The following is a 13,400-nucleotide window of genomic DNA, read 5'->3' as shown; positions in this document are numbered from 1 at the left end:
ATATGAAAATAAGAAAAAGACTAGAATTATTAAATTCTAGTCTTTTTTGAATTTATATAGAAATAAAAAGGTAATATATAATAAAAAGTAAGAATATTATAAGGAGATTTTTATATGTTAAATTTAACTTTACTTGGTACTGGTGGAGGTATGCCAATGCCAAATAGATTTTTATCATCAATAATTATGAATTATAAAGGAAGAAAAATTCTTTTAGATTGTGGAGAAGGCACTCAGGTAGCCATGAGAGTAGTTGGAACTGGGTTTAAGAGTATAGATATAATTTGTATAAGTCATGTTCATGGAGATCATGTTAATGGCTTGCCAGGATTGCTTTCTACAATTGGAAATAGCGGAAGAGAAGAACCTATTTATATAATTGGACCTGAGGGAATAAGTAATGTTATAAAAGGCTTTAGTGTTGTTTTAACATACTTACCATATGAGCTTAGAATTATAGAGGGATTAAAAAGAGGAGAGTTTAGAGTAAATAAAGAAAATATCGAATTAGTAGATGAAGGAGAACATTCAGATATCATAATAAATACATTAGATTTAGATCACTCAGCACCTTGTTTTGGTTATTCTTTTTATATAAAAAGAGAAAGAAAGTTTGATGTGAAGAAAGCCATGAAAAATGATGTTCCTAAGATGCTATGGTCTAAATTGCAAAAAAATGATGAGGTAGAATTTGAAGGAGTTAAATATTCTAGAGATATGGTTCTTGGAGAAAGTCGTAAGGGACTTAAGGTAAGTTATACTACGGATACAAGAGCTATAGAAACAATTCCTCATTTCATAAGAGATAGTGATTTATTTATATGTGAAGGAACTTATGGAAGCGAAGAGGATATACATAAGGCCATAAAAAATAAACATATGACTTTTAAAGAGGCTGCTAACTTAGCTAGAAATGGAGAGGTAAATGAGCTATTATTAACTCATTTTAGTCCAGCTATGAATAAGCCAGATGAATTTATACATAATGCAAGAGAAGTTTTTGAAAACTCTTATACGGGAAAAGATGGAGAAGAGAGAACTTTAAATTTTAAAGAATAAATAAGTTTGTTATAAAATATAATGTTTAAAAATTCCAAAAAATGTTATAATTAATGTATAGTTTTATAACTAAGAAAGGAATTGATGGTATGAAGGGGTTAATAGTTTTTGGAGAAAAGGGTTCTGGAAAAGATACGGTAGCTAGACTTATAAATGAATATTCGGAGAAAAGTGTTAGTTTCTTTAATATAGGAGACTTAGTTAGACATATGTCTTGTATATTTTTAGCTACTGATAAGTGGAATAATAAAAAAAGAGAATTTTATGTAGATACTGCCATGAAACTAAAGGAAATAGATGAGAATTTTTTAAGTTATTACGTTTTAGGAAGAATTTTAGATAAGTTTAAAAAGAATTCCATACTTGAGATAGATAATGAACAACTTATAATAGTAACTGGTGGAAGAACCTATGAAGATTATGAGTTTTGGAAAAAGAGTGGTTTTAAGACATTAGGAGTAAAATGTGATGAGAATGTTAGAAAAGAAAGACTGAAAAATAGAGATGGTTATGAACAGAATTCTGAAGATAATCTTGAGAAAAATACAAGTAAGATAATTGAGTTATGTGATTTTAATGTTGATAATAGCGGATCTTTTCAGGAGCTAGTAAAAGAGGTTACATCTTTTGTGGTTCAAAATGGGTTGTAAGAAAATGTAAGTTTATATGTGATAAAATAGATAGGTAATAATATTATTAGAGGTGTAAAGATGGCTAAGGAAAAAATACTTAAGACAAATGCTATGAGAATATTAGACTCAAAAAAAGTATCTTATGATATGTTAAGTTATGAAAGCAATGATGGTAAGATAGATGGAATTTCAGTAGCTCATAAAATTGGAGTAGATGAGAAAAATGTATTTAAAACATTAGTAGCTCAAGGGACAAGTAAAGAGCTTTATGTTTTTGTTATACCAGTTGCAGAAGAATTAGATTTAAAATCAGCTGCTAAAATAGCTGGAGAAAAGAAAGTTGAAATGATAGCAGTTAAGGATATATTAAAATATACCGGCTACATTCGTGGTGGATGTTCACCTATCGGTTTAAAACGTGATTACAGAACATTTATACATGAGAGTGCTAAAGGCTTAGATTTTATGATAGTAAGTGCAGGAAAGATAGGGCACCAAATAAAGATTAATCCAAATGATTTATTGAATGTAGTAAAAGGAAAATTTGAATTTTTAATAAAATAATAAAAAGCCACATAATTTTATGTGGCTTTTTGTTTTAAAGCATATTTTTAGCAAATTTTATTAAGGTTGGAGCAGCTGTTAAAAATCTTTTTTGTGGCTTTGAATTCATTTTCTTTATTGCGCAAGTCATACCTATTATACCTGCAGCGGCACCAATGCATGAAACAATAACCATTTTTTTGTTTATCTCAACTTCTTTGTCTAATAGACAAGATTTTACTTTACAATTATTATCATTTGATTGAACATAATCTTTCATATCTTCCATAGCATCAAAAAATGAGTAATCATTAATATTGTCACTATACTCATTACAGTTACAGTAATCATAATTATTAGATGGACAACTATCTTTATAGTAAGATGGTGGAACAAAACGTTTAGTTCTTTTTCTTAAAGCTCTATATTCTTTATCCATGTTTACACCAATTCCTTTGTACATAAAATCACCTCAAATTTATTATTTACAAAATTAATTTATATAGTCATAAATTTAAAAGGATTTAGAAAAATTATTTATATGTATAAGAAAAAACTTATAGATTAATATCTTATATTAAGTAACTTTAATATGTTATAGTGAATAAAATGTAATAAGTGGAATAAATGGAATATATTCCGAAACTATTGTTAAAGGCGTGAGTTTATATGAATACAAATGATTTAAATAAAATTGAAGAAGGATACTATGGAAATAAAGAGGATTATTATGATAAGCAAGGGCATTGTTATACTAGCTTTTTTATAAGTGATATTATTATAAATAATAATAAAAAAGGTAGTGTTACAATAAACAATAATTTTGATATTTCAAAGGAAAAAAAAGATTTTCTAAAAAACGAACTTTTAAAATATTTTGAACTTGAAAAAAACGAAAATTTAGAGAATGAAGAAGTAGAAAAGCTTATAAAATTCTTTGTAGAAAATTTAGGTGCTCAATTTTATATTCAAGGAGTTATAGATTCTTACAAATATATTGTAGATAAGTCAGATGATTTATTGAGTATTGAAAGGTGATAGAACATAGAAGTTGTCAAAATTTAATGTAGACAACTTCTTTTTGTTGTTTTTGATATTTTTTTGTAACTATTTTATTGATAAATTTTCTTAAAGAATATATTATATAAGTTGGAAGATAATTTTAAGTAGGGGGTAATATAACTACTAGGGAGGATTTTGTATGAATAGGAATAAGATAGCAGCTTTAATTTTTGCTATATCAACGGTATGTATTGTTTCGGCGCATAGTGAAAATGCTTATGCAACTGAACATAAGAATTCGAATCAATTAGAAGAGAATAATCAAACAAAAGCGGTGAAAAAAGGACAAGTTATAAATGTAAGTACAAATTTAAGAGTTAGAAAAAGTCCTAATACAAGCAGTGATGTTGTTGCATATTTAACTAATGGCGAAGTTTTTAATATAGATGGAAAAGAAGGGGCATGGTATAAAATAAATGCCAATGGTAAAGTTGGATATATACATGGAGATTATGTAAAAGAATTAAATGGCAGTTCTAATAATAGTGGGGGAAGTAGTAATTCAAATTTAGATACATCATTAGCGGGGAAAACTGGTAAGGTTGTAAATGTAAGTAGCTCTTTAAGAGTAAGACAATCACCAAGTACAAGTAGTTCAGTTATAGGTAGCTTAAGTAGTGGACAAACATTCCAGATAAAAGGAAAACAAGGCTCTTGGTATTATATAAGTGCAAATGGGGTTACAGGATATATTCACGGAGATTATGTACAAGTAGGTGAAGGTGGTTCAGGAAATGGTGGATCATCTGAAAATGGATCAGGATTAGATACATCATTAGCAGGAAAAACTGGTAAGGTTGTAAATGTAAGTAGCTCTTTAAGAGTAAGACAATCACCAAGCACAAGTAGTTCAGTTATAGGAAGCTTAAATGGTGGACAAACTTTTGAGATAAAAGGTAAAAGTGGAGATTGGTATTATATAAGTGCAAATGGAGTTACAGGCTATATCCATGGAGATTATGTACAAGTAGGTGGAAGTAACTCAGGAAGTGGTGGATCATCAGAAAATGGATCAGGATTAGATACATCATTAGCAGGAAAAACAGGTAAAGTTGTAAATGTAAGTAGCTCTTTAAGAGTAAGACAGGATGCAAGTACAAGCAGCTCAGTTGTTGGCTCATTAAGCTCAGGACAAACTTTTAAAATAAAAGGACAAAAAGGGTCTTGGTATCATATTGAAGCACAAGGAACAACAGGATATGTCCATGGAGATTATGTTCAGGTAGTAAGTGGAAACTCTGGCAGTAATCAAGGTGGAAGCTCAAATAACGGTTTAGATGAATCTTATAATGGAAAAACTGGAAAGGTTGTAAATGTAACAACTAATTTAAGACTTAGAAGTCAGCCTAATACTAGTAGTTCTGTTTTAGCATATTTATTACCTAATGAAAGATTTACCTTAAAGGGTAAAACATCTTCAGGATGGTTTAAAGTAGATTACAACGGGAAAATAGGATATTTAAATGAAGAGTATGTTAAAATAGTATCTTCAAACGAAGGTTCAAATGAAGGTTCAAACGGTGGACAAGTTAATCAAAGTAAGTATGAAAAAGTGTTAAGTGTTATGAAAGCACAAATTGGTTCACCTTATATATGGGGAGGATCAGGAGAAGTTTTAACACAAAGTCTTTTAAATAGCTTAAGAAAATCTTTCCCAGATCAAGCAGCTAGAGGGTTCTATGATATACCATCAAGTTATTTAAATGGAAATTATAGAGCTTTTGATTGCTCAGGATTAATGCAATGGAGCTTTAGACAAGCCGGTGTTAGTATAGGAAGAACAACATGGGATCAAATAAACAGTGGTTATGAAGTTTCTCCAAGCAATGCTCAGCCAGGAGATTTATTATTCTTTAGTAATTTAGGGCATGTAGGTATGTATATAGGAAATGGACAGTGGATAGAAGCACCAAATAAGGGTAAATTCGTATCTATTGCACCAGTTCCATGGAGCAAAATAGGAAGAGCAAGAAGAGTATTATAAAATTAACATAATAAAAAGATTATAAAGCAAGTTATGCTTAGTTGAAATTTAACTAAGTATAACTTGTTTTTGTTTTTAAAGAAATTGATATACAAAATATGTAAAATATATTATAATTTAATTGTAAAATAGTGGGAGGTGGGCTTGTGAGAGAGGTTCTACTTATTATAGGAAGTTATGAAGGAAGTGAGAGTAATTCCTATTGTATAGCAAATTATATAGAAGATAATTTAGGTGGAAGAGTAAAATGTTCAAAAGTTTTATTAAGTGAATATTATCTTAAAAATATAAATGATAATTTAAAGGTTTATGATAATATTATTTTTATTTCATCTTTAAGAAAAGATAAGTTTAATGATTTATCAGAAAGATTTTTGGATTTTATTAGTAATGAAAATAAGGATATTAATAAAAATATTTATTTTTCAGTAATTCTAAATGGAGATTTAGAAGTTTTAAAAGGTACAGAGGATTTAGAATTGCTTTTAGAAAATTGTATGAAAATATGTAAGAAGAGATTCATTATATGGCAAAAAGGGATAGGTGTATTGGCTAATTTAAATCTTTGGAGAAGTGGGTTAGAAGATAATAGTTTAGAGTATGAGCAATTATTAATAGAATTAGAAATGTTTTGTGAAGACATAATAAACTGTAAAACATATCATCATAATAGTTTTGCCTTGCCAAGAAAGGGAAGTGGATTTTTAAAATTTATAAATAAAAGGATAAAACATTTTATTTAGAATCATAAAGTAAAAGATTCTTATATTATATTTTATAAAAAAATATGCTATATAGAAAACTATATAACATATTTAAATTCTATAATCCTTTTTTATTAGAATCTGCAGAAATGCCTTTATCTTTTAAAATTTCATAAATAGTTTTAGATGTTGTATCTTCCATTGTATAACCTAAATCTATTAGTATTTCATTAAGCTTTTCTTCAGATGATGTTTCTATTTCTATATATGGAAATGGACAAAATGATGGATCATTAATATCTATTTCAATTAAAGAATTTTTATATTCATAGCTTTCTCTATATTTTTTTATTGTTTCAAATAATTCTAATCCTAAAGATTTAAAAATATTTTTACCTACAGCACCGTCAGCTATGATTGTTTCATTTTCTTCCATTACTTTAAATTTATCTTGACTAAGCATTTTTTTTGTTGTCATAAAATACACTGTTTTGTTATTTATAAGATCTTCAACAGTTCTTATTCTTGCATACCCTTTTTTATCTAATAATTTTCTATCTGGAAAATCAAAAATATCATTTGTTTGATTTTCACGTTTAACGTTTTTAGCACCAAGTTTATTTAATGTATCTCTTAGTTTTTCAACATTTATGTCTATAACACGTGTTTCAAGTTCTTTCATAATTAAGTTACCTCCAAAGTTCTTATAATATTATTATAAACAAATTATTAATGATATGAAAGCAGATGAATGATGATTTTTTATTTGTATTTTGATAAAATATAAGATGTGTCAAAAATACATGGAAATTTCTATGGAGGTTTAAGAATGGAATACGTAAATGATATAAATATAATGGAAGCTGTTATACATATATTAGATAGTAATAGTGATGAACCTATATTAAATGAATATAAAATAGATTTAACAGATGATGTATATAAATTTATATATAAACATGTTGAAAAAGGATTAAAGAGTGAAGACTTAAAATATGCTATTTTCAATCCTGAAAGACATGTAGTCAAGGAAGTATCTCAAGATTATTTAAATGGAGTTAATAGAGATATTGTTGAGGTTTCTCAAGAATTAGCAAGACAAATGTTTTATATTATGAAGGGGAACAATAATATACCTAGTTGTGATTTGATTACAGTATCAATATCAACAGATCAGGGACCTATGCTAGGAATATTAAAAATGGATTATATAAAGAACTTTACTCATAAGGTTGACTTTGTTGACAATAAAATAGGGATAGGAATAGTAGAGCAAGCAGCAGGATTGCCAGCATCAGGACAAAAGGTTCAAAAGTGTGCTTTTATAAAGCCTATAAGAGATGATCAGAATATAAACCTTATGGTAATAGATAAACAAAGGAAATCATCAGAAGATGATGAGTATGGAGCAAATTACTTTATAAATAATTACCTAGGATGCACAGTTATTCAAAATGAAAGAGATATGACAAAGACATTTGTTAAGGCAACTGAGACTTGGACAAGAAACAATATTATTGAAGATGCAGAAAAAGCTGAAAATATTAGAACTAAAATAAAAGGTAAGCTAAAAGAAGAAGAAGTTATAAATATAGAGGAGTTATCTCGTGAATTATTTAATGAAGAACCTATGATGAAAGAGAATTTCACAACCTTTGTAAGAGGACAAGGTTTAGAGGAAGATATTGAAATAGATAAGCTTTGGGTTGAGAAAAAAATGAAAAGAACTAGACTTAAAATAGATAAGGAAATAGATTTATATATTGATGATGAGGCTTACCATGATGAATCTAAGTTTGAAATAATAAGAAATGGTGATGGAAGTATAAATATGGTTATTAAAAATATTAAAAATTATATAGAAAAATAAAAAAAGAGATTAGAAAACCTAATCTCTTTTCTTTATTTAAGATTATTAAGCTCTGTTTACTGAACCGAATAATTCCATTTTTTCTTTAACTGTAGCTTTTATAGCTTCGAATCCAGGATTTAATAATTTTCTTGGGTCAAATCCTTTTCCTTCTAAATCTTTACCCGCTTCTATATATTTACGAGTAGCTTCAGCAAATGATAATTGACACTCAGTGTTAACATTTATTTTTGATACTCCTAATGATATAGCTTCTGCGATCATATCTGAAGGGATTCCAGTACCACCGTGTAATACTAAAGGCATATCTCCAGTAGCAGCTTTGATGTTAGCTAAAGCTTCGAAGTTTAATCCAGCCCAGTTTGCTGGGTATTTTCCGTGAATATTTCCGATACCAGCAGCTAACATAGTAACTCCTAAATCAGCGATTTGTTTACATTCAGCAGGATCTGCGATTTCTCCAGCTCCAACAACTCCGTCTTCTTCTCCACCGATTGATCCAACTTCAGCTTCAACTGATACGTTTTTAGCAGCAGCTAAATCGATTATTTCTTTAGTTTTAACTATGTTTTCTTCGATTGAGTAGTGTGATCCGTCGAACATTACTGATGAGAATCCAGCAGCCATAGCATCTATAGCTCCTTGGTAGCTACCGTGATCTAAGTGTAATGCTACAGGAACAGTTATTTTTAATTCTTCTAACATTCCATTAACCATTCCAACTATTGTTTTGAATCCACACATATATTTAGCAGCACCTTCTGATACTCCTAATATAACTGGTGAGTTATTTTCTTGAGCAGTTAATAATATAGCTTTTGTCCATTCTAAGTTATTTATGTTGAATTGACCAACAGCGTATTTTCCTTCTCTTGCTTTATTTAACATTTCTTTTGCGTTAACTAATGCCATTTTGTTTACCACCTTTCAAAATCTTACATTAACTTTATTAAATTTATGTATAGGGACATAAAAAGTCCATGTGGGACTTGCCCCTTACAATAACATTATAAACTAAAATTAGTATAAATTCCACAATAAAATATATTTTTTAGATTAGAAATTAAAATATTTCCTATATTAACCTTTTGAATTTCTTCTATATGATTTGTATAATCTTTAATTATATGTACAGAAGCTAAACTGTTTGAAAGATCTTCTCCTTTAATATATTGAGTTAAACTAATTATCTCTTTACTTAAATTATCTAATTGCTCATGATTTACATAAAGAGATATAGATAGATAATTTTCTTCTAATATATCTAGTAAATTAAGAGATTCTTTGTAAGATTCATTCCAATTCTCTTTATTTAAATAATACTCTATTTTTTCACTAGAGTCAGTCACTTTGTCACAAAAATCTGTTAATTTAACATTGAAAAATAAAACAGAACCAAGAACGAAAAAAAATATTAGTGCTGAAATTAAAGTATTCTTCATAATACAATATCCTCTTTATCTTTTTGATTTTTCTTTTGAACGAATAATTTCCCGTCAGAATCTAGCATAACTAAAAATAGTTTATTCCTAGGAGGATAGTTCATAGATTTTAATTTGTCGTCTAGCCATTTTACATCCTTATGCAGTGCTTTAAGAGCCTTTTTGTTTAAACGCCCGCCTTCTAATAAAACAACAGGAATCTTTGCTTCACTTTCTTTTATCTTTAAATCTTTTCTTTTAACATTTTCACAGTCACTTTTAGGAATAATAGATATAGTTCCATTAGTTTCTATGATTGCATATTGAATATCCTTTATATTTAAATAACCTGCGCTTCGTAATTCCTCTAGTATATCATTCATTGTTAATCTTTGTTTTTTCATCATATCTAAATTAATTTCGCCGTTACTTATTATTATAGAAGGAGTACCATCTAGTAGTTTTTCAAAAAAGCGGCTATGTTGTTGAATTTCAGATATCAATGCTTTTATAAATAAAAGAGTAATTATTGGTATTATTCCTAGAAGGAGAGGAAGACGAGGATCTTGCATTGGTAAGGCTACCAAGTCTGATACCATTAATGTTATTACAAGTTCATAAGGTTGCAATTCACCAATTTGACGTTTCCCCATAAGCCTAATACTTATTATTACTAGGAAATATAGGATTAAAGTTATTATAAAGGTTATTAGCATAAAAATCCCTCCTCTAATAAAATAGGTTAACAAATTTAAAGGCTATTTATACAAAAATAGATAACTTTTTTAAATTTTTAAGTGTATAATAACAATAAAGCGGGATTATGAGTAGAGAGGAATGGTGTTTATGAAAAGCTTTAAAGTCAATGTAAAAGGTAAAGTCTTGGTTTTTAATGAGGGAGAGAAATATTCAGCTATTTTAGAGAAAGACTATATAAAAGAATCAATACCTATTACTTTGGTTAAACAAAAAAATCAGTATTATGAATTTACTGATTTAATAAGGGAAGATGGAATTATAGAACTTATAAACATAAGTAATCCCCAAGGAAAAATAGCTTATAGTAGAACTTTACAATTTGTGTTTATAAAAGCTACTTTGGATCTTTTTAAAGATGCAAGAATAGATATAGAGCATTCTATAAGCAAGGGAATATTTGGCGAAATTCACAAGGAAAAAGCTTTAAATGAAGAAGATATAGTTAATATAAAGAAAAAAATGAAGGAAATAATAGATAAAAATATTGTAATAGAAAAAGTAAAAGTTCCAAAGAAAGAGGCCATAGAAATTTTTAAATCTTATAAAATGAAGGATAAGGTTGATTTATTACATTGGGTTCAAGAGGAATATGTTAATTTATATAAATTAGAAGATAGGTATGATTATTTCTATGGAGATATGGCTTATTCCACAGGAGTATTAAAGTATTTTGATTTATTATACTATGATCCTGGTTTTATACTTATGGTTCCAAGTCATAAAAATCCGACAGTCGTACCTGTATTTAAAGAGCAAAGGAAACTTTTTAATGTATTTAGAGAAAATGAGAGATGGTTAAATATATTAGGTACTCCAGATGTAGGTTCTTTAGATTATAAATTAGAAGGAGAAGAGTCTTTAGATATAATACGGGTTTCTGAAGCTTTACATGAGAAAAAGATTGCTGAAATAGCAGATATGATAAGTGAAAGAAAAGAGGTTAAAATCGTTTTAGTGGCAGGTCCGTCTTCCTCAGGAAAGACTACATTCTCTAAAAGACTTGCTATACAACTTAGAGTTAATGGATATATACCAATAGCTATTTCATTAGATGATTATTTTATAAATAGAGAGCATACTCCTTTAGACGAGGAGGGAAAACCTGATTTTGAATCTATAAATGCTTTAGATTTAGAACTTTTCAATAAGAATCTTTATGACATTTTAGAAGGAGAAGAGGTGGAGATACCTTCTTATAATTTTAAGTTAGGAGAAAGAGAGTGGGTTGGAAATAAAATTAAACTTCCTGACAATGGAATACTGGTAGTTGAAGGAATTCATGGATTAAATCCAGAACTTACAAAAAAAATAGCTTCTAAAAATAAATTTAGAGTATATATTTCTGCCTTAACTCAATTAAACTTAGATAATCATAATAGAATTCCAACAACGGATGTAAGAAAAATAAGACGTATAGTTAGAGATTACTTATCAAGAGGATATGGTGCAGAACAAACCTTAGAAATGTGGAGTTCTATAAAAAGAGGAGAAGAGAAAAATATATTTATCTACCAAGAAGAAGCTGACGTAATGTTTAATTCAACATTAGTTTATGAATTAGCTGCCTTAAAACAATATGCTTTAAGAGAGCTAGAAAAAATAGATAGAGATAGTGAGGTTTATTATGAAGCTAAAAGAATAATAAATTCTTTAAAGTTTTTTGTTGAAGTAGCCTCAGAAAGAGTTCCTGAAAACTCAATATTAAGAGAATTTATAGGTGGAAGTTGTTTCTACAAGTATTAATAAAATTTGATTTTAAGGAATTTAAATTTAGAGATAATAAAAAATCTCCATATTATTTTATGGAGATTTTTTATTTAAAGATTAATTTTATTCATTAAGTGAGTTAGTGAATTTTTTGAAACCTTCTAATCCCTTTTCATCTAACTTAAATACGCCACAATGTTCTAAAACTGATACAAATTTATTTGATAATTCCTTATTTACAAAATCATTTAAGTCAGTTGAAGATTTTAAGTAATTATATTTCTTTTTAAGCTCAAGAGTCCATGGCTTATGGTATTCTTCAATAGAGTCAATAGAAACATTACCTAATAAATATTCTTTAATTTGTTCAAGTTCTTTTAATAATCTGCCAGGAAGAACAGCAAGTCCCATAACTTCAATTAATCCTATATTTTCTTTTTTTATGTGATGAACTTCTTCATGAGGGTGGAATATTCCAAGTGGATGTTCATTAGAAGTTCTGTTATTTCTAAGAGATAAATCGACAACAAATTTGTCATCTTCTTTTCTTACCATAGGTGTTATAGTATTATGAGGCTCTTCATTAGAGTAAGCTAATATATCTAAAGACTCGTCAGAATAATTTCTCCATTTTTTTAGTATTAAGTCAGATGCTAAAACTAAAGAATCTATATTTTCTCCTCTTAATCTTATAGTTGATATTGGCCAGTTAATAGCTTCACATTGAACATCTTCAAAGGTATTTAGGGAGAAATCAAATAGCTTTCCAGCATCATTCATAGGGAATCTATGATTTCCTCCTTGATAATGTTCATGGGATAGAATTGATCCTCCAACTATAGGTAAATCAGCATTTGAACCAGCAAAATAATGAGGAAATTGATTTACAAATTCTAAAAGATTTTTAAAAGTATTAGTATTAATTTTCATTGGAACATGTTCTTCAGAAAGTATTATACAATGTTCATTATAATAAAGATAAGGAGAGTACTGTAACATCCAAGTCTTATTATTAAGATTTAATCTTATCATTCTGTGATTAGCCCTATCAGGATGAGTTACTGTACCTTCGTATCCTTCATTTTCAATACATAATAGACATTTAGGATAGTTGCTTTTAACTGAATTTCTTGATAATGCTATTTCTTTAGGATCTTTTTCGGGTTTAGATAAATTAATAGTAATATCCATGATTCCATACTTAGATGGAGTTTTAAAGCTTATATTTTTAGCAATTCTATCAGTTCTTATGTAGTTTGAGTTTTTACTTAAAGAGTAGAAGTAGTCAGTACTTTCTTCAGGTGAAGTAGAGTATTTTATGAAAAACTCTTTGTTTATTAAAGATGGAGATGGTAAAAATACATTCATTATTTCACTAGAAAAAATGTCTTTAGCGTATAATGCATCTTCTATTAATTTTTTGTCTAAAGCTATATTTATTAAGGCAGTTAATGTTTCATGGAAAGAAAGAGTAAGTTTTTCTTCCATTGGAGTATAACTTTCTTCTTTAAATAAGCTAAGAAGTCTATTTCTAATATATATTGTATCCATTTCTTCTATAAGGTTATTATTTATTGATATTTCTATTAATCTATCTATTAAATTATTTAAATTAAACATGTAAATTCCCCCTTATTTTAATCATGTAAATTTTCCATT

At 28.0% G+C, this 13,400-nt stretch carries 14 protein-coding genes; 8 read left to right on the top strand and 6 right to left on the bottom strand.

Annotation, left to right across the window (positions count from 1 at the left end):
• Positions 1-114: 114 nt before the first annotated feature.
• The 3 genes from AC2JAQ_RS08910 (at position 115) to ybaK (ending at position 2,255) form a co-directional block, all read left to right on the top strand.
• On the top strand, positions 115-1,059 hold the full coding sequence (locus tag AC2JAQ_RS08910) for a ribonuclease Z (RefSeq protein WP_488456125.1): 945 nt from the start codon (positions 115-117) through the stop codon (positions 1,057-1,059).
• 89 nt (positions 1,060-1,148) lie between these two features.
• On the top strand, positions 1,149-1,709 hold the full coding sequence (locus AC2JAQ_RS08905) for an AAA family ATPase (RefSeq protein ID WP_488456124.1): 561 nt from the start codon (positions 1,149-1,151) through the stop codon (positions 1,707-1,709).
• 60 nt (positions 1,710-1,769) lie between these two features.
• Positions 1,770-2,255: a Cys-tRNA(Pro) deacylase gene (ybaK, locus tag AC2JAQ_RS08900; protein WP_488456123.1), complete on the top strand. Its 486-nt coding sequence runs from the start codon at positions 1,770-1,772 to the stop codon at positions 2,253-2,255.
• A gap of 34 nt (positions 2,256-2,289) precedes the next feature.
• Here the strand turns inward: ybaK and AC2JAQ_RS08895 are convergent, their stop codons facing one another.
• Positions 2,290-2,697, bottom strand: a complete 408-nt coding sequence (locus tag AC2JAQ_RS08895) for a hypothetical protein (protein WP_488456122.1) — start codon at positions 2,695-2,697, stop codon at positions 2,290-2,292.
• 206 nt (positions 2,698-2,903) lie between these two features.
• Here AC2JAQ_RS08895 and AC2JAQ_RS08890 point away from each other — a divergent pair, with 206 nt between their 5' ends.
• The 3 genes from AC2JAQ_RS08890 to AC2JAQ_RS08880 all read left to right on the top strand — a co-directional run bounded on the left by AC2JAQ_RS08890 (position 2,904) and on the right by AC2JAQ_RS08880 (position 6,023).
• Positions 2,904-3,272 (top strand): DUF2164 family protein, encoded by a 369-nt coding sequence (locus AC2JAQ_RS08890; RefSeq protein ID WP_488456121.1) that lies wholly within the window; start codon positions 2,904-2,906, stop codon positions 3,270-3,272.
• Between the two features lie 163 nt (positions 3,273-3,435).
• Positions 3,436-5,280 carry an SH3 domain-containing protein gene (locus AC2JAQ_RS08885; RefSeq protein ID WP_488456120.1) on the top strand — a complete coding sequence of 615 codons (1,845 nt, stop codon included), beginning with the start codon at positions 3,436-3,438 and terminating at the stop codon, positions 5,278-5,280.
• Positions 5,281-5,426: 146 nt separating this feature from the next.
• Positions 5,427-6,023 carry a hypothetical protein gene (locus AC2JAQ_RS08880; RefSeq protein WP_488456119.1) on the top strand — a complete coding sequence of 199 codons (597 nt, stop codon included), beginning with the start codon at positions 5,427-5,429 and terminating at the stop codon, positions 6,021-6,023.
• Between the two features lie 79 nt (positions 6,024-6,102).
• Here AC2JAQ_RS08880 and AC2JAQ_RS08875 read toward each other — a convergent pair whose 3' ends face one another.
• Positions 6,103-6,666 (bottom strand): class IV adenylate cyclase, encoded by a 564-nt coding sequence (locus AC2JAQ_RS08875; RefSeq protein WP_488456118.1) that lies wholly within the window; start codon positions 6,664-6,666, stop codon positions 6,103-6,105.
• Between the two features lie 147 nt (positions 6,667-6,813).
• On the opposite strand from AC2JAQ_RS08875, the gene AC2JAQ_RS08870 reads away from it, so the two are divergent.
• Entirely contained in the window at positions 6,814-7,854 is a 1,041-nt protein-coding gene (locus AC2JAQ_RS08870) for a nucleoid-associated protein (RefSeq protein WP_488456117.1), read from the top strand.
• A 45-nt stretch (positions 7,855-7,899) separates the two neighbouring features.
• Here AC2JAQ_RS08870 and fba read toward each other — a convergent pair whose 3' ends face one another.
• The 3 genes from fba to AC2JAQ_RS08855 form a co-directional block, all read right to left on the bottom strand.
• Positions 7,900-8,766: a class II fructose-1,6-bisphosphate aldolase gene (gene fba / locus AC2JAQ_RS08865; protein ID WP_423239927.1), complete on the bottom strand. Its 867-nt coding sequence runs from the start codon at positions 8,764-8,766 to the stop codon at positions 7,900-7,902.
• Positions 8,767-8,861: 95 nt separating this feature from the next.
• Positions 8,862-9,296 carry a DUF4363 family protein gene (locus tag AC2JAQ_RS08860; protein ID WP_488456116.1) on the bottom strand — a complete coding sequence of 145 codons (435 nt, stop codon included), beginning with the start codon at positions 9,294-9,296 and terminating at the stop codon, positions 8,862-8,864.
• Complete coding sequence (locus tag AC2JAQ_RS08855; RefSeq protein WP_488456115.1) at positions 9,293-9,991, bottom strand: DUF421 domain-containing protein; 699 nt, start codon at positions 9,989-9,991, stop codon at positions 9,293-9,295. Before AC2JAQ_RS08855 ends, AC2JAQ_RS08860 begins: the two co-directional genes overlap by 4 nt.
• 130 nt (positions 9,992-10,121) lie before the next feature.
• Here AC2JAQ_RS08855 and AC2JAQ_RS08850 point away from each other — a divergent pair, with 130 nt between their 5' ends.
• Positions 10,122-11,777 carry a nucleoside kinase gene (locus AC2JAQ_RS08850; protein WP_488456114.1) on the top strand — a complete coding sequence of 552 codons (1,656 nt, stop codon included), beginning with the start codon at positions 10,122-10,124 and terminating at the stop codon, positions 11,775-11,777.
• 87 nt (positions 11,778-11,864) lie between these two features.
• Here AC2JAQ_RS08850 and galT read toward each other — a convergent pair whose 3' ends face one another.
• Positions 11,865-13,361 (bottom strand): UDP-glucose--hexose-1-phosphate uridylyltransferase, encoded by a 1,497-nt coding sequence (gene galT, locus AC2JAQ_RS08845; protein ID WP_488456113.1) that lies wholly within the window; start codon positions 13,359-13,361, stop codon positions 11,865-11,867.
• Positions 13,362-13,400: the final 39 nt, after the last annotated feature.

It is taken from the genome of Clostridium sp. LIBA-8553 (genome assembly GCF_057782465.1).
The sequence above is the reverse complement of the archived record's forward strand: the minus strand, read 5'-3'. Positions and strand labels throughout refer to the sequence as shown.

Coding starts and splice junctions, on each gene's coding strand:
- AC2JAQ_RS08910 (WP_488456125.1), top strand. CDS start 115: ATGTTAAATTTAACTTTACTTGGTACTGGTGGAGGTATGCCAATGCCA.
- AC2JAQ_RS08905 (WP_488456124.1), top strand. CDS start 1,149: ATGAAGGGGTTAATAGTTTTTGGAGAAAAGGGTTCTGGAAAAGATACG.
- ybaK (WP_488456123.1), top strand. CDS start 1,770: ATGGCTAAGGAAAAAATACTTAAGACAAATGCTATGAGAATATTAGAC.
- AC2JAQ_RS08895 (WP_488456122.1), bottom strand. CDS start 2,697: ATGTACAAAGGAATTGGTGTAAACATGGATAAAGAATATAGAGCTTTA.
- AC2JAQ_RS08890 (WP_488456121.1), top strand. CDS start 2,904: ATGAATACAAATGATTTAAATAAAATTGAAGAAGGATACTATGGAAAT.
- AC2JAQ_RS08885 (WP_488456120.1), top strand. CDS start 3,436: ATGAATAGGAATAAGATAGCAGCTTTAATTTTTGCTATATCAACGGTA.
- AC2JAQ_RS08875 (WP_488456118.1), bottom strand. CDS start 6,666: ATGAAAGAACTTGAAACACGTGTTATAGACATAAATGTTGAAAAACTA.
- AC2JAQ_RS08870 (WP_488456117.1), top strand. CDS start 6,814: ATGGAATACGTAAATGATATAAATATAATGGAAGCTGTTATACATATA.
- fba (WP_423239927.1), bottom strand. CDS start 8,766: ATGGCATTAGTTAACGCAAAAGAAATGTTAAATAAAGCAAGAGAAGGA.
- AC2JAQ_RS08860 (WP_488456116.1), bottom strand. CDS start 9,296: ATGAAGAATACTTTAATTTCAGCACTAATATTTTTTTTCGTTCTTGGT.
- AC2JAQ_RS08855 (WP_488456115.1), bottom strand. CDS start 9,991: ATGCTAATAACCTTTATAATAACTTTAATCCTATATTTCCTAGTAATA.
- AC2JAQ_RS08850 (WP_488456114.1), top strand. CDS start 10,122: ATGAAAAGCTTTAAAGTCAATGTAAAAGGTAAAGTCTTGGTTTTTAAT.
- galT (WP_488456113.1), bottom strand. CDS start 13,361: ATGTTTAATTTAAATAATTTAATAGATAGATTAATAGAAATATCAATA.